The organism is Tenacibaculum sp. MEBiC06402, from assembly GCF_049239625.1.
Lineage (GTDB): Bacteria > Bacteroidota > Bacteroidia > Flavobacteriales > Flavobacteriaceae > Polaribacter.
This window is the reverse complement of record NZ_JBMKKT010000079.1, coordinates 26,273-46,874: the sequence shown is the minus strand read 5'-3', so window position 1 is coordinate 46,874 and position 20,602 is coordinate 26,273. Positions and strand designations below refer to the sequence as shown.

Genomic DNA, 20,602 nt, shown 5'->3' with positions numbered 1-20,602 from the left:
TTTCTCATCTAAGTAAGGTTGCTTTTTATTAAGTGTTAATTTCCTACATGTCGATATATCAAAATTTTAAGCAATCCTTACTACCTTGGTTACAAAGTTTCCTTATAAAAAGTTATACTCCACTACCAGCTAGTTCTAATTCTTTTTCTTCATAAGTTTCACTTATTTCTTGACTTCCTCTATTTCTTTTACCTGGATAAGCTAATGCTCCGTGTTCGGATAAATCTAATCCTTCAATTTCTTCTTTTTCTGTAACACGTAATCCAATCGTTTTCTTCAATGCGAATAAGAAAACAAATGAAGTTGCAAGTGCCCATACAGCATAAGCAATTGTTCCTGTAAGTTGAGTTAGAAACTGTGCAGCTCCTCCTCCATTTAACAAACCAATTGCCGTATCACCATTAATACCCCACAGTCCAATTACTAAAGTTCCCCAAGCACCAACGATACCATGCACAGAAACAGCTCCTACTGCATCATCAATTCTTAATTTTTGTTCGATGAATTCCATTGAGAAAACAACAATAATTCCCCCAACTAAACCTGCTAGAACAGCACCACCTTCAGTCATATTACCACAACCAGCAGTGATACTAACTAAACCTGCCAGCGCTCCGTTTAAAGTCATATCTAAATTTGGTTTCTTGTATTTAATCCATGAAATAATTAATGCTCCTAAAGTACCAGCAGCAGCAGCTAAATTTGTTAGTAATACTACTTTTGATGCTCCAACCGCGTCATCTCCTCCCCAAGCTAATTGAGAACCTCCATTAAATCCAAACCATCCAAACCATAAGATAAATACCCCTAATGTTGCTAAAAGTTTATTATGTCCTGGAATAGTAACTGCTTTACCATCCTCTGTATATTTTCCTAATCTAGGACCAACCAAGATAGCAGCTATTAATGCAGCCCAACCACCTACAGAATGTACAATTGAAGACCCTGCAAAATCGATAAATCCTTCCTTTGCTAACCAACCATCGCCATTCCATTGCCATCCTCCAGCAATAGGATAAATAAAGGCTGTCATCACAATAGAAAAAATAATGTATGTCGAATATTTTGTTCTACCAGCAATAGCCCCTGAAACAATAGTTGCAGCCGTTGCACAGAATACTGTTTGGAAAAATAAATCCGAAGGATCAAGTTTGTTATAAAAAGCAAAACCGCTCCAACCAATCCATCCATTGGTATCTCCATACATTAAAGAATATCCTACAAACCAAAACACTAATGATCCTACAGCAATATCCAATGCATTTTTCATAGCGATATTAACAACGTTTTTTGATCTTGTCATTCCCGATTCTACTAATGTGAATCCCGCTTGCATTAAAAACACTAAAATACCAGAAAGTAAAATCCATAACATTGTCATATCCGCTTTAATGGCTTCTACTTGTTTTGCTAAATCTTGAGCTAATTCTGGCTCCGTAATATTTAATAAAAAATTAGTTATCATATTCTTGTAAATTATTGTTGATTCTTATTTTGATTAAAAGCTGTAAATAGCTCCAATTGTAAATGCTGCTAAACTTTTTGTTGGTGTTCCATCATTATCTAAAAACACTTCTTCTGAATTACTATCCAATCTTAATTCAGGTTTAATAATGAAGTTTTCGACTTTGTAACTTCCTGTAAGAGTAACACCGAAAACACTATCGTCTTCTGTTCCTGCAAATAATCCATTATTCCCAAGTTCAGCGAAATACTCTCCTCTTAAACCTAAAGTAAAGTCATCCGAAATTCCTAATTGCGGATACAAAGCAGCTCCGTAAAACCCATTTCCTTCGTTATCAGCATAAGCAGCATTGATTCCTAAGTAAAACTTATCTGCTATATCAAAACCACCTGTATAGTCAATTTCAAATCCTAAACCAGCACCTCCGTCGTAATAAAAGTTTAAATATTGATCAGAATATCCTAATTGTGCTCCAACAGAATAAACCCCAGTTAAATTCGTATTTACATCTGTAACATTCATTACAGCAACCATTAAACTAAAATCATCCGAAAGAGAGAAATCAGCTTTTACACCTACATGAGAGAAAGGTCCGTTTGAAAATAAGTGAGAAGTACTGTAATTAAAATTACCTGTTGGAGAAATAACTTCATACCCCAGATATGTATTGAAACGTCCAAAAGTTAAGGTAGCCTTTTCTGAAACATTCCAGTAAACATACAATTGGTTAACAAAAAAGTTATTGTCTCCAATTGTACCATCTCCACCTACCGCACCAACACCTCTATCTCCAAAGGCTAAATCTGCAACAGCTCCCGTTTTTCCCATATTGTAACTAGCAATTACATTTGCCATACCCAATGCGAATCCAGAATTTTCTGCAAAAGATGACCCGAAAGACTGCCCCGATGTATCTGAAGTAGTTAGATACGTTTGGTAGTAAGCGTCTACACTACCTGTAAATGAGATTTTACTCTTCTTTTCCTCTTCTTGAGCAAAAGCCATGATTTGCAATAAACATGTTAAAATCGTTAGTCTAAGTTTTCTTGAGTTTGACATAAATTATAATGATTTAAATTAGTTAACTGCTTCCCAAAACTATAGGGTTGAAACGAAAAAACAAAACCTAACCCCTTGTAAAACAAGCGAAAACGATGTAAATTAAAAATGAGTTGTCAAAAAAAAGGAGTAAAAAATTATAATATGTTAATTTGCCATAAAAAAAAGAAGAGGTATTTATGAAATGTATAAATATCAAACCTCAAATTACGAAATAGATAAAAATGCATTTTTTTGAAAAAAAAATGATAATTAGCGGTTTTATATGAAAATAACATAACTAAAACTAAGTTTTTATTAAGTATAATTCAATTAAAAAGGTTTTTTATTGAATTATCATCAAACAAAAAAAGCACTCAAAAAAGAGTGCTTCTACTTCAAATACAAAATCAACTAAATTATTGTACTTTGTCCCATATGGACGTTCTTAAAATTAATATTACTATCCTCTTGATTATGGATATAATCCACAATGAAATCACCAACCTTTGAAGTACTAAAACTATTCTCTTGGTTGATATCTTGAGTAGTAATACCTAATTCTAAAGATTTTTGAACCGCATTCTCTATAGCTAACGATTCTTTGTGCAAACCTAAATGTTTTAAAAGCATAGAAACTGATAAAATAGACGCTAAGGGATTCGCTATATCCTTACCTTTTGCTTGAGGATATGAGCCATGTATGGGCTCAAATAGTGCGTTTGTATCTCCAATAGATGCTGAAGCCAATAAACCAATGGAACCACCAATTACACTTGCTTCATCTGATAAAATATCTCCGAATAAGTTTTCAGTAAGAATTACATCGAACTGTTTAGGATTTAAAATTAATTGCATTGCGGCATTATCAACAAACATATTATCCACCTCAACATCTTTATATTGTTCAGCAAGTTTGGTAATTGTTTTTCTCCAAAGTCTAGAAGTTTCTAAAACATTCGCTTTATCAACCAAAGTTAGTTTCTTTCTTCTACTTTGAGCTGCTTTAAAGGCTAAATGTCCCATCCTTTCAATTTCTTCAACAGAATAAGAACAACCATCAAACGCGATTTGTCCATCATCACTTATTTCTTTAATACCGAAATAAATTCCACCTGTTAACTCTCGATAAATTGTAATGTCAGTATTCTTAATAATCTCTTCTTTTAATGGTGAATTTTTCAATAAGGAATCATAAGCCGTGACTGGACGAACATTACAATAAAGTCCTAATTCCTTACGCAGCTTTAATAGACCTTGTTCAGGACGAACTTTGGCGGTTGGATCGTTATCATACTTTGGATCTCCGATAGCTCCAAACAAAATTGCATCACTCCTTTTACAAGAAGCTAATGTTTCATTTGGTAAAGGATTTCCTGTTTCGTCAATAGCACAGGCTCCCATTAAAACCTTCTCATATTTAAATTTATGATCGTATACTTCGGAAATTGCTTCTAATACTTTTATCGATTGTTCCGTAACTTCAGGACCAATTCCATCTCCAGGGATTACAGTTATATTAAATTTCATAATTAATTTTATAAAGAGGCTTCGTACTTTTTAATTTTTTCTTTTTTGCTTAATAGAAAGTCGATATCATCATAACCATTCAGTAAGCATAATTTTTTATATGGATCAATGTCAAACTTTTCTGAACAATGACTTCCTTGAACTCTAATTTCTTGATTTTCTAGACAAATTTCAATTGCAGTATGAGGATTTCCCTCAACTTCTTTTAATAAAAAGTTTAAATATTTCTCTGAAACTTGAACTGGTAACAAACCGTTATTTAAAGCATTCCCTTTAAAAATATCAGCAAAAAAACTACTGATTACAACTTTAAAGCCATAACCGACTAACGCCCAAGCAGCGTGTTCTCTACTAGAACCACAACCAAAGTTATCTCCTGCAATAAGAATTGTTCCTTTGTATTCTGGGTGATTTAAAACAAACTTATGATTTACTGAGCCATCTTTTTTAAATCTCCAATCTCTAAATAAATTATCTCCAAAACCTTTTTTATCAGTTGCTTTTAAAAATCGAGCTGGTATAATTTGATCGGTATCAACATTTGAAATAGATAACGGAATTGCCGTATCAATTAATCTTACAAACTTTTCCATTAGCTTAAGTGTTTTGTTACATCTATAATTTGACCTTCTATTGCAGTTGCGGCAGCTACAAGCGGACTTGCCAAAATGGTTCTAGCACCTTGTCCTTGTCTTCCTTCAAAATTTCTGTTTGAAGTAGAAACACAATATTCACCTTCTGGAATCTTATCATCATTCATCGCCAAACAAGCAGAACAGCCAGGTTGTCTTAGTTCGAAACCAGCATTTTCAAAAATTTCTTGTAAACCTGCTTCTTTTATTTGTTTTGCTACTTGCTGTGATCCAGGAACTAACCAAGCATTTACATTAGCAGCTTTCTGCTTACCTTTTACATAATCAGCAGCTACTTGAAAATCTTCTATTCGAGAATTTGTACAACTTCCTATAAAAACATAATTGATTGGTTTACCTATTAAACTTTCTCCTTTAGAAAAATTCATATAAGCTAATGATTTCTCAAAAGACTTATCGTTACTCTCTGGAATTTTACCTGAAATCTTAATTCCCATTCCTGGATTTGTTCCATAAGTTACCATTGGCTCAATATCTTCAGCATCAAAAGAATATTCTTGATCAAAAACAGCATCCTCATCCGTTTTAAGCGATTTCCAGTATGCAATTTTATCTTGTAACTTTTCTCCTGTAGGCGCAAACTTTCTTCCTTTCACATAATCGAATGTAGTTTGATCTGGTGCAATCATTCCTCCTCTCGCTCCCATTTCTATACTCATATTACAAACTGTCATTCTTCCTTCCATAGACATTTCTTCAAAAACATTTCCTGCATATTCACAGAAATATCCAGTTCCTGAATTTGTACCCAACTTTGAAATGATATATAAAATCACATCTTTAGGAAGTACACCTTTTTTCAGCTTTCCATTTACATTTACGCGCAAACTTTTAGGTTTTTGCATTAATAAACACTGACTAGCAAATACTTGGGCAACTTGACTTGTTCCTATTCCGAAAGCAATTGCACCAAATGCTCCATGAGTTGATGTATGACTATCACCACAAACCATGGTCATTCCCGGTTGTGTTATTCCCAATTCTGGCGCTATTACATGGACAATTCCGTTGTATTTGTGACCTAAACCATATAACGTAATATCATTTTCTTTACAGTTCTTCTCCAACTGTTGAAGCTGATTTCTAGATAATTCATCTTTAACTGGTAAATGCTGATTTACTGTTGGCGTGTTATGATCAGCTGTTGCAACAATTTTATCTGGACGAGCAATAGGAATTCCTCTTTCTTTCAATTCATTAAAAGCCTGAGGACTTGTAACTTCGTGTATTAAGTGTTTATCTATATATAAAATTTGTGGTCCATTATCAATTGAATCGACCACATGAGCATCCCATACTTTATCAAATAATGTTTTTCCCATTATGCTATGGCTATTTTTGATATTTTATTGATTTGTTTCATAATCGCATGAATGTCTTCATCGATTACTTCTTTTTGTCTATCTGCAAACTGTAAAAAAGTTTGATATGCTTTATCTAACTGAACCTTCGTTAATTCGTAACCAATTTTCTTCGCTCGATAAGCCAAAGCAGCTCTACCACTTCTTGCTGTTAATACGATTGCACTTTCTGTTACACCAACCTCTTCTGGATTGATAATTTCATATGTGCTTCTATTTTTAATTACTCCATCTTGATGAATACCTGAACTATGAGCAAAAGCGTTTGCCCCAACTATTGCTTTATTAGGCTGAACCGGCATTCCCATTTTTTCACGAACCATTAAACTTGTGTCGTATAAAAGTTGTGTGTTTATATCTGTATGTAAATCTAAATATGGATGTTGTCTTAAAATCATGACGACTTCTTCTAAAGCGGTATTTCCTGCTCGCTCTCCAATTCCGTTGATGGTACATTCAATTTGTCTGGCTCCATTTACAACTCCAGCGATAGAATTCGCAGTTGCTAAACCTAAATCGTTATGACAATGACAAGAAAGAATTACATTTTCAATTCCCTTTACATTATCCTTTAAATACTTGATTTTTTCTCCATATTCACTTGGTAAGCAATACCCTGTTGTATCAGGAATATTTAAAACTGTTGCTCCTGATTTAATTACTTCTTCACAAACTTTGGCTAAGAATGCATTATCAGTTCTACCAGCATCTTCCGCATAAAATTCAACATCATCTACAAAGTTTTTAGCATAAGAAACTGCTTTTTTGGCACGCTCGATAACCTCCGACTGTGTACTCTTAAACTTATGTTTTATATGAGAATCACTAGTTCCAATTCCTGTATGAATTCTTGGCTTAATGGCATGTTTTAATGCTTCCGCAGCAACTTCAATATCTTTCTGAACCGCTCTAGTTAAACCACAAACAGTTGCGTTTTTGACCAACTTAGCAATTTCCGTTACCGAATTAAAATCTCCAGGACTAGAAACCGGAAAACCAGCTTCAATAATATCGACACCCAAAGTATCCAGTCGAGCAGCAATTTCTAGCTTTTGTTGAGTATCTAATTTACAACCTGGAACCTGTTCTCCGTCTCTTAATGTTGTATCAAAAATTTGGACTTTATTGTCTTTCATTTTTTAAATAGTTGTTGTTATCTATATCAAATTTATATATTGGGGCTAGAGAAATCTTAAATCTCAAAGATGTATTTACGACATCAAAACCAACTAAAAACATTTACAACTAACTGTTTTACAATTATTTAAAATGAATAATTTTACAAGAGCTAATCAATATTCAGATACTTTATTCGCACTAATTCAGTCGTTAACCAAATCGGAAAAAAGACAGTTTAACTTATATGTTGGTAGATTGGTTGGAAATAATGAAGCTAAATTTTACGCTCTTTTCAAATTCCTTGAAAAACAAAAAAAGTATGACGAGAAAGCTATTATCGAAAGTGGAATTGTAAGTAAACAACAGCTTTCAAACTTAAAAGCACATTTATATAAGCAGATTCTTACAAGTTTGAGAATGAATCCTGCTCATAAAAATATAAGAGTACAAATTCGAGAACAATTAGACTTTGCAACAGTTTTATATCAAAAAGGACTATATAAACAAAGTTTAAAATTGTTAGAAAAAGCCAAAACCATGGCTATTGATAATGAAGAAAAAAACATTGCCTATGAAATTGTTGAACTAGAAAAAATCATTGAAAGTCAATATATTACAAGAAGCATTGATACCCGAGCTGATGAACTTACCATTGAAGCGAGAGATTTAAGTCAACAAAATGTTATTACAAGTAAATTATCGAATCTATCGTTACAATTATATGGTATTTTATTAAAAACTGGTTACGCAAGAAATGATGATGAACTTAATAAAATTAACGATTATTTCAACGCTAGACTTCCTGAATTTGACTATCACAAACTAGGGTTTAGAGAAAAACTTTGGTTGTACAAAGCTCATCTTTGGCGTTGTTTTTTAACCCAAGATTTTTTAAATGGATACAAATATGCGAGCAAATGGAATACTTTATTTGATGCGTATCCTAAAATGAAACTTATCAACCCTGTTTTCTACTTAAAAGGGAAAAATTATCTGTTAGAATCTTTGTTTTTTACGAGACAAAAAGATGAACTAATTAAAGAGTTAGCTTCTTTTGAGGAAGAAATTGACAATGAAAAAATAACGTTGAATAGTAATACAGAAATTTTAATGTTTCAGTATTTATATGCCAATAAACTTCATAAACATTTTATTGAAGGTACTTTTAAAGAAGGTGAGTATTTAATCGAAGAAATCAACGAAAGAATTGAATGTTACAGTAATCGATTGGATAAACATCATATAGTACAGTTTTACTACAAGATTGCTTGTTTGTATTTCGGAATGGGAAATAACAAAAAGTGTATTGAATATTTATCGAAAATTATTGATGCTAAAAAACTCTATGTAGGTGAAGATTTACAATGCTTCGCAAGAGTTTTAAACCTTATTGCTCATTATGAATGTGGATTAGATTATCATTTAGAACGACAATTTAAAGAGACTTATAAGTTTTTATTGAAAATGGAAAATCTTCAAGAAGTTCAAAAAATATTTATTGAATCTATTCGATCATTAGGAGATTTATATCCTCATCAATTTAAAAGGGAATTTCAAAACATTCACAAAAAATTAAAAGCTTTTGAACATCATCCTTATGAAAAAAGAGCTTTCCTTTATTTGGATATACTTTCGTGGTTAGAGAGTAAAATCTATAATAAATCTGTAGCTCAAATTATCCAGGAAAAATCATAAGTTAATTGGACTTTACATTGTTTAATTTTTTAACGTAGTGTTTCGTAATTTCTCTAACAGATATAAGATTAATTGGGAATTCTAAAAACACATGCATAAAGCTTAAAAATAAGAGTAAAATAAGCCCTAATTTAAAACTATACGCATACAATACTAAAGATGCAATCCAAATTGTTAAAAGCGTAAATAATTTTGATTTATCAATGTTCTTATGCCAACCAATAACAGTTGTTTTCGAAAACCAATTGAGGTAGTGATATGTGTAAGCAAATGAAATAAAAAGCTGAATTTTATTCGTTACTACATCTGAAAAGTTGAAAGTACTTCCGTCCGAAACTCCTATTGTTTTTGAAACATAGACATTTAAAAGATAAAATTTACTTTCAACATAAGCATTCTTTACATAGTCTGAAATAACTTTCCAACTTTCATAAGAAGGAAGCAGATAAATTATAATTGGAATTAGAGCTAAAAGAAAAACATTAAAACTTCCGGTATTAGAACTTTGTTTTAAAGTTCCGTACCACATAAATAAAAGTGTAAAAAGGTATACGTGAATTAAGGTTGGCAATAAAATCCCTATAACTAAATTAAAAGTAGATTGAAAAACGAGAAAGTAACTTATACCTACCATGGTCAAAAAAAGAATTACCTTCAAATAATTATTTCGTACAAATAAGATTGAAAACGCCGCTACTAAACATAAAAAGATAGCCATGTTTGTGTAGGGTCTAATGGAATTGATACTACTGATTATTTCTTCAGAAAAATTGGCTTTAATAAAATCTAGATCAATGAGCGCGGGAAATGCAACAATAAAAGCTAAAATTAAGCATAATTTAAGCCAGTATCTATTATTTACAAAGTAAGACTTGTCTTTAATCCAATTAATCTCTGTAACGTAATGTAATGGCCCAAGTATGGCATATGAAATCAGAAATAACTCAAATGGCAGCAAATAGGCCACTATCAAAGAAACAATAATTAAAATTGTATTTAGAGAATCTACATTCAGTTTCATAATAATCTAAAAATAAAAAAGCTTCATTAATTGAAATCAATGAAGCTTAGTATTTTATTTATAATTAAAATTATTCAATTACCATTTTCTTAGTATCTACTTTATGCCCTCTAATGTATAAAGTATAATAGTAAACACCTACTGGTAAAGAAGAGCTATTAAAGTAAATTTCTTGCTCACCTAATTTAGTTAAATTAACAGTATCAATTACTTGTCCTGATGTGTTACTAAATACAATAGCAGCTTTATCCATAGTTTCAGGAACGTAGTATTTAATAGATGTCGTTCCGTTAAATGGGTTAGGTATATTCTGATATAAAATAGGTTGGTTTCTACCAGCAGTTAAACCTCCCCCAGAACTTAATGTACCTCCACAAGCACAAGCTTCAATACTTTCAACTCTAGTAATTAAATCATTAATTTGAGCTTGTTGAGCTGTTAAAAGCGGAGATAAATCAACATTTACAGAAGCTCCATTTTCAATAGCTACTGTTAAGGTAGTTCCTGATAAAGTAGCCGAAGTTAAATTTTGACTATCTGTATTTGTATATGCTGATAAATCAACTGTATTACCATTTGCAATAGTTAAGTTATCACCAGATAAACTTAATGTTTGAGCATCCGTGTTATCTAAATATCCTGATAAATCAACAGAAGTAGCATCGTTTGTTAAGCTTAATGTATTTCCTGATAACGTTAAATCTTGGTTATCAGTGTTTGTTCCTCCGATTCCAGATAAATCAACTGTATTACCGTTAGCAATTGTTAGGTTGTTTCCTGATAAACTTAATGTTTGCGAATCCGTGTTATCTAAATATCCAGATAAGTCAACAGAAGTAGCATCATTTGTTAAACTTAATGTATTTCCTGATAAATCTAAATCTTGATTGTCAGTATTAGTTCCTCCCACTCCTGATAAATCAACTGAATTACCATTTGCAATTGTTAAGCTAGATCCAGATAAACTTAATGTTTGGGCATCTGTATTGTCTAAATATCCAGATAAATCAACCGTAGCAGCATTCCCTGAAATACTTAATGTGTTGCTTGATAATGAAAGCGCTTGTGCATCTGTGTTATCTAAATAACCTGATAAATCAACAGAAGTTGCATCGTTAGTTAAGCTTAATGTATTTCCTGATAAATCTAAATCTTGATTATCTGTTCCTGTACCGTCTTGTAAACTTGATAAATCAACTGAGTTACCGTTTGCAATTGTTAAGTTAGCTCCAGATAAACTTAATGTTTGAGCATCCGTATTATCTAAATATCCAGATAAATCAACTGTAGATGCATTTCCTGAAATACTTAATGTGTTGCTTGATAACGAAATTGCTTGTGCATCTGTGTTATCTAAAAAGCTAGATAAGTCAACAGAAGTTGCATCATTAGTTAAACTTAAAGTACTTCCAGATAATGATAAATCTTGGCTATCTGTATTATCCAAATATCCTGATAAGTCAACAGAAGTTGCATCATTAGTTAAGCTTAATGTATTTCCTGATAAATCTAAATCCTGATTGTCTGTTCCTGTACCGTCTTGTAAACTTGATAAATCAACTGAGTTACCGTTTGCAATTGTTAAGCTGGTACCAGCGAAAGATAAAGTTTGCGCATCAGTATTATCTAAATAGCTCGATAAATCTACAGTAGAAGCATTTCCTGAAATACTTAATGTATTACTTGATAATGAAATTGCTTGCGCATCAGTATTGTCTAGATATCCTGATAAATCTATTGAAGTAGCGTCGTTTGTTAAACTTAATGTGTTTCCTGATAATGATAAATCTTGACTATCCGTGTTATCCAAATATCCTGATAAATCAACTGTAGATGCATTTCCTGAAATGCTTAAAGTATTCGTTGCCAATGAGATTGATTGTGCATCTGTGTTATCTAAGAAGCTTGATAAATCAACAGATGTAGCATCGTTTGTTAAGCTTAATGTACTTCCAGATAACGTTAAATCTTGACTATCTGTGTTATCCAAGTATCCAGATAAATCAACAGTAGAAGCATTTCCTGAAATACTTAATGTATTTGTTGCTAATGAGATTGATTGCGCATCAGTGTTATCTAAATATCCTGATAAATCAACAGTTTTTGCTGCTTCTGCATCTCCTTCTAATGATAAACTTAAGGTATTACTTGATAAGGTAAACTCATCAACCTTTTGATCATCCGTGTTATCTAAATATCCAGATAAATCTACAGAAGTAGCATCGTTTGTTAAGCTTAATGTGTTTCCTGATAAATCTAAATCTTGTGCATCCGTGTTATCTAAATACCCCGATAAATCAACAGTTTTTGCCGCTTCTGCATCTCCTTCTAATGATAAACTTAAGGTATTACTTGATAAGGTAAACTCATCAACCTTTTGATCATCTGTATTTGTATTTTGCTGTGAATTATCAATCCAAGCACTTCCCGACCAAACATATAATTTATCATCTTCATTATCATACACCATTACTCCTTCTTCACTTGGAGTTAAAGCAGCTTCTAATGCAGTACGTTGCGCGTTCGTTAAGCTATTTATTTTAAAACCTTTATCTGTATCAGCTAATTCTAATGAAGCTTTTTTATTAGGTGTATTCGTACCGATACCTACACTTAATGGATGTACTGTACCACCTAATACCATTGTACTGTCTACAGCTGCGGTGGCTTGGTATCCAATTGCAACAGAATATGTACCATCTACTGCAGTTTGATATCCAATACCCATACCATGCTCACTATTAACAGTCGCTTCTTGTCCAATTGCTAAAGCATGATCTTCATTTACATCAGCTTGATATCCTAAGGCTATTGCATATTGTGCCAATGAAGGAATTGCAAAATCATAACCAATAGCAACTGTACCTAATGCACGTGTATCACTATTTTCACCAATAGTTACAGAATACTGACCATCTGCAAAAATATTGTATCCCATAATAATTTGGTCATTATTAGACGGGGTAATATTGGCTCCAATAAACGTGGTTCTACTTCTTGTTGTATTATCAAAATCAGAAAAGGCTCCCATACCTACATTATCTTCACCTTCCCTGTTTGTAAATCCTGCTTGGAAACCAACATACGTATTTCTATTTGCATTTGTTGTGCTGTTGGTACGGTTGTTATCCCAACCCGACATTCCTCCTACGAACGTGTTATAATCAGCATGCTCCGTAGCCACACCAGATGCAGCACCTACCATAACGTTCCAAATACCTGCGTTTACATCAATACCTGCAGAGTCTCCTAATGCAGTGTTATGGTGTCCGGTAGTAACATCACTTAATGCTTCATCTCCAATACCTGTATTTCTATATCCTGTTCCTGCAGAAATACCAGCTTCATTTCCGACAAACGTATTTCTAAAACCAGTTGTATTCGAAAACCCAGCATCTTCTCCAATAAAGGTGTTCTCATAACCTGTAGTGTTATTTGCTCCAGACTCTTCTCCAACAAATGTGTTGTCATAACCAGTTGTGTTATTTTCACCTGACTCAGCTCCAAAAAATGTATTATCACCTCCTGTAGTTGTCAATCTACCAGCTTCATAACCAACAAAAGTATTATCAAAACCTGTTGTATTTGAGTATCCTGCTAAGTACCCTATAAACACTCCTTCCGATGTTGTATTAGATCGTCCAGCTAAGTAACCAATAAAAACATTCCTACTTCCTGATGTTACAGTTGCACCTGCACTATCACCATAAATAGTGTTAAAATCTCCAGAAGAAATATTAGAACCTGCTGCAGTACCTTGAGTTTCATTAAACGTTTGGGAATACGAAAATGTAGTACATAGCATAGCTAAGACCACAAATAATTGTAGAGTTATTCTCATCTTCATTAGTTTAGTTGGTGCAATGTACAAATTTTCTTTAAACAGTTTAACAATTTTTTAAGTTTTTAATTAACACATAACATATTATTATTAAACATTTTACCTAATTTAAAAACACAAAAATACTATGCATACATAATATCTAAAATTACCGGGGCTTTTATTCTAATAATTTACCATCTTTTTCTGTTTCTAAGATTTCAATTGTAGATTTATTATATATTTGACCCCAGTGAGAAAAACTAACAACATAATTTCTTGGGCTCTATTTATAGGTACTTTTTTAGTATATATTCTTTGTCTGCCTAATGGTATAACTTTTTGGGATAGTCCCGAGTTTATAGCTTCTAATACTAAATTACAAGTTTCACATCCGGCAGGAGCACCATTTTACACACTGCTTTCAAACATGTTAGTTGGTGTATTTTTCTTTTTGAAACCAGCCTTGGTTTCAAATTTAATTTCTGCTCTTTTTGGAGCCTTAACCATTCCATTAGTATATAATATAACTTTTTTGTTTGGTACTAAATTGGTAAAGGATGAACACTTAAAAGTGGTTGTTACAGCTGGAATAATTGGAGCGTTATCTTTTGCTTTTTGTAACAGCTTTTGGACCGCATCAACAGAAACAGAAGTATACACTTTTTCTTTTTTTCTATTAACACTTATTGTTTTAATTGGTTTAAAGTGGGAATCAACATCAAACAGAGCAACGGAAATAAAGTACTTGCTGTTAATATTTCTGTTATTAGGAATTTCAGTTGGTGTACACCTTATTAATATTGCTGTAATTATTCCTTTAGCATTAATTTTCTCTTACAAAAAATACGGATTTAAATTAAAACATATTGCTACAGCTTTATTTTCAGGTTTAGTCTTGTTTTTTGTCTTACTTAATTTTGTGTTTCAAGGAATTATTAAACTTTGTGCATCTTTAGACTTTTGGGCTGTAAACAGCCTTGGTTTTAAAGTGAATAATGGAGCATTATTAAGCTTAGTACTAATTATTTGTAGTATCCTATTAATGCTATTTATAACTTATAAAACTAAAAAAAGAGTAGCTCATTATATTATCTTAAACTTATTCATGTTTATTGTGGGATGTAGTAGTTTTTTAATGCCTGTTATTAGATCTCAAGCAAACACTCCTATATCCAATAACACTAAGACGACTTCTGAGTTGTTATCTTACATTCAAGCAAAGCAATTTGGTGTCGATAAAATACCTCTGCTTAAAGGTACTACGTTTAACGCTCCTTTAGATGCTCGAGAACCTTATATAGATGGTAAAACTCAATATAAGTATAGTGAGTCTGAAAAAAAATATGTCGCTATTAACGACCCAAGATATGAGGTTCCTAATTACGATAATCGTTTTAGTATATTTTTTCCAAGAATTTTTCATAAGAATCTTATAAATCAGGAGGCATATAAAACATGGACAACAATTAAAGGAAGAGCAATAAAAACATCGATTAAAAATAAAGAGGTTACTATAAACAAACCTACATTTTTAGAAAATGTTTCCTTCTTTTACAACTACCAAGTAAACTGGTTATATTTAAGATACCTCTACCACAATTTCATAGGAAAACAAAATGATTTAAAAGGAACTGGAGCGATTAAAAAAGGGAATTGGATCTCAGGATTTAACTTCTTTGATAAATCTTATGTTGGAGATATAAAATACATGCCGGATTTTTACAAAAACAAAAGCAGTAAAAATGCTTTTTACTTCTTACCTTTTTTAATGGGGTTATGGGGACTATTTCTTCTTAGAAAAAACAAGTTGTTCTTTTATGTATCAATATTACTTTTCTTGACATTTGGAATTGGAATTACGCTATACGTAAATCCTGTACCTCAAAGTTTAATGATTCGTGAACGTGATTATATTTTTGCGGCTTCTTTTATCTTTTTCTCAATTTGGATTGGTTTATCGGTTATTGGACTTTTTAAAACTTTAGCTTTTATAAAAAAAGATTCGAATCGATTTATTGCAACAGTAATTATTACTGCTTTGGCTTCGCCGATTCAATTATTCGCTAAAGGTCTGGATAATCAAAACAGAACGAACGAAAACTTTCCGTACCAACTTGCAAAAACTTATTTAGATTCTTGTCCCGAACAAGCTATACTTATTACCAATGGAGATAATTTAACTTTTCCGTTATGGTATTTACAAGAAGTTGAAAATTACAGAACTGATATTCGCGTAATTAATTACGATCAATTATTACTTGATTGGTACGTTTCAAAATTAAAACTAAAAATGAATAGTTCTGAACCAGTGAAGATTTCGCTTTCAGAAAAATTCATTAACCAACCCTTAACCACGGATATAACTCATAATAAAATTACCAATCAGTTTTTCAACATAAAAAACATTGCTTTATTCCTTGAAAACCCGAAAAATAGAATTAAATATCTTGATAAGGATTTATCGTTCTTTCCTACCGAAAAAATTATTTTACCTTTAAATAATTCAAGGGAAGTTGTAAATGAAAAAACCAACATTAAAAGGACATTGATTCTAAAAGATACGCTTCGATGGGAGTACAAAAAAGCTATTTACAGAAAGAATGATGTTGTACTTTTAGATATTATTGCTGGTAATATAGAATCCAGACCTATTTGTTTTACTGAAATGGGTAGAAATGTTCATACCGCCGGTCTTGAACGATTTTTAGTACAAAAAGGAATCATCAATCAATTATTACCATTTGAGACTCTAAAAGAAGAAAACCCTAAAATTGTTAATACTTCTTATTCATACAAACAACTCATAGAAAATAGTCATTTTTTAAAACTGGATGATATTGAAACCAAAGTTACAGATGAAGTTATTGGACTTTCAAAAATAGTTTTAAGAAGACAGTATTATTTTTTAGCTCAGGCATTATTGGAAGAAGGAAATAGTGAAAAAGCCCTAAAAGTTTTAAACTTTCTTGAAACTAAAATTCCAAATAAAACGATTCCTTATGGAGAATATGCATTTGCAATAGGTAAACTTTACTACAGACTCCAAAAACCTGAGAATGGAGCTGCTATTTGCAAAACTACAATTGATAATATTGAACAAGAAATTAAATGGATGACCTCGTTTAATCCTCCAAATGGAATTATTAATGTGAGACACGCCAATTACCTTCTTAAAATATACGCTCAAATGATTAATCAAATAAAGCCATTTGATAATACTTATTTTGAAGAAAAATCGAAAGATTTAGGGGCTATTCAAAACCATCTAAATCAATGGAAAAAGAAAAATTGGCCTTACTAATTATTCATTATGTTCTTTTACTCTACTGAAGTTACGTCTTCTCAGATTTCATCCGACAGCCCATTGTTTCAAAGAACAAAAAAGGCTTATGAATTAATCAAAGATAAAGTTTATGGAAATTTACTAGAAATTGGACCTGGCGAAGGTTATGGTTTGGATATTTTATCTCAAGCTCAAAAAGACCTAAAAATATCTGCAGTTGACAAATCTAAATATGCTATCCAAAGACTAAAAAACAAATTTCCGGAAGCGAACATAATTCAACAAAGAGTGCCACCTTTATCGAGAATACAATCTAACAGTCAAGATTTTGTAATTGCGTTTCAAGTTATTGAGCACATCAAAAACGATACGCATTTCCTAAAAGAAATACATAGAGTTTTAAAACCTTCGGGTACGTTATTCCTAACCACTCCAAATGCAAATCGTTCAGTAAGTAGAAACCCTTGGCATTACAGAGAATACACATTTGAGGAATTACAAAAACTAAGTCAAAGTATTTTTAAAGAATCTAAAGTTAAAGGGATAACAGGTTCTGAAGTTGCCATGGAATATTATGAAGAAAACAAAAAATCAGTAGCTCAAATTTTAAAGTGGGATATTTTTAAACTAGAAAAACATGCTCCTAGATTTATTTTAAAGTTGCCTTATGAGCTATTAAATCGATTTAATAGAACTTCATTATTAAAAAAACACACAGGTATTATATCCAATATTAATGCTGATAGTTATTTCCTCACTGAAAACTGTGATGAAAATACGTTAGATTTTTTCTGTGAATTAAAGAAATAAAAAAGCACTCTAATTAGAGTGCTTTTTACTTATATCTTTAAACTATTTTCTACTGTAAGTTCGCTAAACTTGCTTTTAAAGTTTCAATCTTAGCAACAGCATCTGCCTCTTTTTTACGTTCATTAGCAACTACCTGATCAGGTGCGTTATTAACAAAACGCTCATTAGCTAATTTCTTTTGAACTGATTTTAAGAATCCTTCCGTATAGTTTAATTCTTCAGTAATCTTCTTAATTTCCTCCTCCACATCAATACTATCAACTGAAATAGGAATAAAGTATTCATTCGATTTTACTCTAAATGAAGCTCCGTCAATTTTCTCCTCTACATAATTAATGTCAGAAGCGTTTACTAATTTTTTTATTACTGAATCTAAAGAGTTTGAGTTTTTCTCATTATTAATAACTGAAATCTCAACCGCATCTTTATTTGCTATATTTTTCTCTTTACGAACAGTACGAACACCAGAAATCACTTCAGAAGCAAAATCCATATTTGAAATTAAACTTTCATCAAATGAAGTCTGCTCAGGATATTTAGCTACGATTAACGCTTCTTCAACTGTTCTTTCTGAAATCGATTGCCAAATTTCCTCAGTAATAAATGGCATGAATGGATGCAATATTCTTAAGTTATCTTCGAAAATTGCTATAACCTCATCATATGTTTTCTTATCAATTGGTTGTTGGTAAGCTGGTTTTACAACTTCTAGGAAGAATCCACAAAAATCATCATAAACTAACTTATACATTGCCATTAAAGCATCACTTAACCTGTATTTGCTGTAGTGATCTTCAACCTCAACTAATGTTTGTTGAAACTTTGATTTATACCAATCAATCGCAAGTTTACTGTGCTCAGGTTGCTCGATGTTTTCTGAAACCTCCCAAAGCGTAGTTAAATAAAATGCGCTCCATATTTTTTTACTGAAACCTTTTCCTTGTTGACAAAGCGCTTCATCAAATAGTAAATCGTTTCCTGCAGCTGAACTTAACAATAATCCAACACGAACTCCATCGGCACCAAACTCTTCAATTAATTTTAGCGCGTCAGGAGAATTCCCTAACTGCTTACTCATCTTACGACGTTGCTTATCACGAACTAATCCTGTTAGATAAACATTCTCAAACGGACGAGCATCTTTGTATTCATATCCAGCAATAATCATACGTGCAACCCAGAAAAATAAAATATCTGGACCAGTTACTAAATCATTTGTTGGATAATAATATTTAATTTCTTCGTTTTCAGGATTTCTAATTCCATCAAAAACAGACATTGGCCATAACCAAGAAGAAAACCAAGTATCTAAAACATCAGGATCTTGTCTTAAATCTTCAGCCGTAATTTCATAATCGTTCGTTTTTTTCCACGCTAATTTTACTGCCTCTTCTTTCGTTTCTGCTACCACAAAATCCTCTTTACCATCTCCATAGTAAAACGCAGGAATTTGTTGTCCCCACCATAACTGACGAGAAATATTCCAATCACGAATATTTTCCATCCAATGACGATAGGTATTTTCGAACTTACGAGGATATAATTTAACATCTCTACCTTCTCCAAGAACAGATTCTAAAGCAGGTTTTGCTAAATCCTCCATTTTTAAGAACCATTGGTCTGATAATCTTGGTTCGATAACAGCTTTTGTTCTTTCAGAAGTTCCAACTTTGTTCGTATGTTGCTCAGTTTTCACTAAGTACCCTTTTTCCTCTAACTCTTTAGAAATTTCTTTACGAACAACAAAACGATCTTTTCCTTGATAATGTAAACCGAATGAATTTAAAGAAGCATCTTCATTAAAAATATCAATAACTTCTAATCCGTGTTTATCTCCTAAAACTTTATCATTCTCATCATGAGCTGGAGTAACTTTTAAACATCCTGTACCAAACTCCAAATCCACATACTCATCCTCGATGATAGGAATTTCACGATTACATAATGGAACAATCGCTTTTTTTCCTTTTAAATGACTATATCTCTCATCTTCTGGATTAATACAAATTGCTGTATCTCCTAAAATTGTTTCAGGACGTGTGGTTGCAATAGTTACTTTTTCATCAGAATCAAGAATATCATATTGTAAGTAATATAAATTACCTTGGCGTTCTTCATAAATTACCTCTTCATCAGAAAGGGTAGTTTTAGCTTCAGGATCCCAGTTTACCATTCTATACCCACGATAGATTAAACCTTTGTTGTATAAATCAACAAAAACTTTAATCACCGCTTCACTCATGTCATCATCCATGGTAAACTTTGTACGCTCCCAATCACAAGAAGCACCTAATTTCTTAAGTTGCTCTAAAATGATTCCTCCGTACTTATCTTTCCATTCGAAGGCATGTTTTAAGAATTCTTCTCTCGTTAAATCATTCTTATCAATCCCTTCTTCCTTTAATTTTGCAACAACTTTTGCTTCAGTAGCAATAGAAGCATGATCAGTACCAGGTACCCAACAAGCATTCTTACCAAGCAAACGAGCTCTACGAATTAAGACATCTTGAATGGTATTATTCAACATATGCCCCATGTGTAATACACCTGTGACGTTCGGTGGAGGTATTACAATTGTGTATGGTTCTCTTTCATCAACTTCTGAATGAAAATAGTTATGCTTCATCCAGTAATCGTACCATTTACCTTCTACTTCGCTTGCATTGTATTTAGATGGAATACCCATTTGATGTACTTAATGTTTTAATTGTTATTAGTTTACTTAAATTCCGTAAAAATATTTTTTGGCATCATTTTTGGAATATAGTTGACAAAAATACAACTATCTATGACGTTATAAAATT

General features: G+C 32.1%; 12 protein-coding genes. 3 read left to right on the top strand and 9 right to left on the bottom strand.

Annotated elements, in window-relative coordinates:
- Window positions 1-112: 112 nt before the first annotated feature.
- The 6 genes from ACOSP6_RS01420 to ACOSP6_RS01395 form a co-directional block, all read right to left on the bottom strand.
- On the bottom strand, window positions 113-1,465 hold the full coding sequence (locus ACOSP6_RS01420; protein ID WP_422092502.1) for an ammonium transporter: 1,353 nt from the start codon (window positions 1,463-1,465) through the stop codon (window positions 113-115).
- Window positions 1,466-1,498: 33 nt separating this feature from the next.
- A complete protein-coding gene (locus tag ACOSP6_RS01415) occupies window positions 1,499-2,524 on the bottom strand; it encodes an outer membrane beta-barrel protein (RefSeq protein WP_422092501.1) in 1,026 nt (341 codons plus the stop codon).
- 393 nt (window positions 2,525-2,917) lie between these two features.
- Window positions 2,918-4,033 carry a 3-isopropylmalate dehydrogenase gene (gene leuB / locus ACOSP6_RS01410; RefSeq protein WP_422092500.1) on the bottom strand — a complete coding sequence of 372 codons (1,116 nt, stop codon included), beginning with the start codon at window positions 4,031-4,033 and terminating at the stop codon, window positions 2,918-2,920.
- An 8-nt stretch (window positions 4,034-4,041) separates the two neighbouring features.
- Window positions 4,042-4,626, bottom strand: a complete 585-nt coding sequence (gene leuD / locus ACOSP6_RS01405; protein ID WP_422092499.1) for a 3-isopropylmalate dehydratase small subunit — start codon at window positions 4,624-4,626, stop codon at window positions 4,042-4,044.
- Window positions 4,626-6,008: a 3-isopropylmalate dehydratase large subunit gene (gene leuC, locus ACOSP6_RS01400; protein ID WP_422092498.1), complete on the bottom strand. Its 1,383-nt coding sequence runs from the start codon at window positions 6,006-6,008 to the stop codon at window positions 4,626-4,628. The genes leuD and leuC overlap by 1 nt, the downstream gene beginning before the upstream one ends.
- Window positions 6,008-7,183, bottom strand: coding sequence for a 2-isopropylmalate synthase (locus ACOSP6_RS01395; protein WP_422092497.1), 1,176 nt, complete (start codon window positions 7,181-7,183; stop codon window positions 6,008-6,010). The genes leuC and ACOSP6_RS01395 overlap by 1 nt, the downstream gene beginning before the upstream one ends.
- 133 nt (window positions 7,184-7,316) lie before the next feature.
- Here ACOSP6_RS01395 and ACOSP6_RS01390 point away from each other — a divergent pair, with 133 nt between their 5' ends.
- Entirely contained in the window at window positions 7,317-8,861 is a 1,545-nt protein-coding gene (locus ACOSP6_RS01390) for a hypothetical protein (protein WP_422092496.1), read from the top strand.
- Between the two features lies 1 nt (window position 8,862).
- Here ACOSP6_RS01390 and ACOSP6_RS01385 read toward each other — a convergent pair whose 3' ends face one another.
- Window positions 8,863-9,882, bottom strand: coding sequence for a hypothetical protein (locus ACOSP6_RS01385; RefSeq protein ID WP_422092495.1), 1,020 nt, complete (start codon window positions 9,880-9,882; stop codon window positions 8,863-8,865).
- A gap of 70 nt (window positions 9,883-9,952) precedes the next feature.
- On the bottom strand, window positions 9,953-13,723 hold the full coding sequence (locus ACOSP6_RS01380; RefSeq protein ID WP_422092494.1) for a hypothetical protein: 3,771 nt from the start codon (window positions 13,721-13,723) through the stop codon (window positions 9,953-9,955).
- Window positions 13,724-13,955: 232 nt separating this feature from the next.
- On the opposite strand from ACOSP6_RS01380, the gene ACOSP6_RS01375 reads away from it, so the two are divergent.
- Complete coding sequence (locus ACOSP6_RS01375) at window positions 13,956-17,006, top strand: DUF2723 domain-containing protein (protein WP_422092493.1); 3,051 nt, start codon at window positions 13,956-13,958, stop codon at window positions 17,004-17,006.
- Window positions 17,007-17,015: 9 nt separating this feature from the next.
- Complete coding sequence (locus ACOSP6_RS01370; RefSeq protein WP_422092492.1) at window positions 17,016-17,798, top strand: class I SAM-dependent methyltransferase; 783 nt, start codon at window positions 17,016-17,018, stop codon at window positions 17,796-17,798.
- Between the two features lie 49 nt (window positions 17,799-17,847).
- On the opposite strand, the gene ACOSP6_RS01365 is transcribed toward ACOSP6_RS01370, so the two are convergent.
- Window positions 17,848-20,484, bottom strand: a complete 2,637-nt coding sequence (locus ACOSP6_RS01365) for a valine--tRNA ligase (protein ID WP_422092491.1) — start codon at window positions 20,482-20,484, stop codon at window positions 17,848-17,850.
- Window positions 20,485-20,602 lie beyond the last annotated feature (118 nt).

Excerpts from the sequence above, each read along its gene's own strand:
- ACOSP6_RS01420 (WP_422092502.1), bottom strand. The coding sequence starts at position 1,465 with ATGATAACTAATTTTTTATTAAATATTACGGAGCCAGAATTAGCTCAA.
- ACOSP6_RS01415 (WP_422092501.1), bottom strand. The coding sequence starts at position 2,524 with ATGTCAAACTCAAGAAAACTTAGACTAACGATTTTAACATGTTTATTG.
- leuB (WP_422092500.1), bottom strand. The coding sequence starts at position 4,033 with ATGAAATTTAATATAACTGTAATCCCTGGAGATGGAATTGGTCCTGAA.
- leuD (WP_422092499.1), bottom strand. The coding sequence starts at position 4,626 with ATGGAAAAGTTTGTAAGATTAATTGATACGGCAATTCCGTTATCTATT.
- leuC (WP_422092498.1), bottom strand. The coding sequence starts at position 6,008 with ATGGGAAAAACATTATTTGATAAAGTATGGGATGCTCATGTGGTCGAT.
- ACOSP6_RS01395 (WP_422092497.1), bottom strand. The coding sequence starts at position 7,183 with ATGAAAGACAATAAAGTCCAAATTTTTGATACAACATTAAGAGACGGA.
- ACOSP6_RS01390 (WP_422092496.1), top strand. The coding sequence starts at position 7,317 with ATGAATAATTTTACAAGAGCTAATCAATATTCAGATACTTTATTCGCA.
- ACOSP6_RS01385 (WP_422092495.1), bottom strand. The coding sequence starts at position 9,882 with ATGAAACTGAATGTAGATTCTCTAAATACAATTTTAATTATTGTTTCT.
- ACOSP6_RS01380 (WP_422092494.1), bottom strand. The coding sequence starts at position 13,723 with ATGAGAATAACTCTACAATTATTTGTGGTCTTAGCTATGCTATGTACT.
- ACOSP6_RS01370 (WP_422092492.1), top strand. The coding sequence starts at position 17,016 with ATGTTCTTTTACTCTACTGAAGTTACGTCTTCTCAGATTTCATCCGAC.
- ACOSP6_RS01365 (WP_422092491.1), bottom strand. The coding sequence starts at position 20,484 with ATGGGTATTCCATCTAAATACAATGCAAGCGAAGTAGAAGGTAAATGG.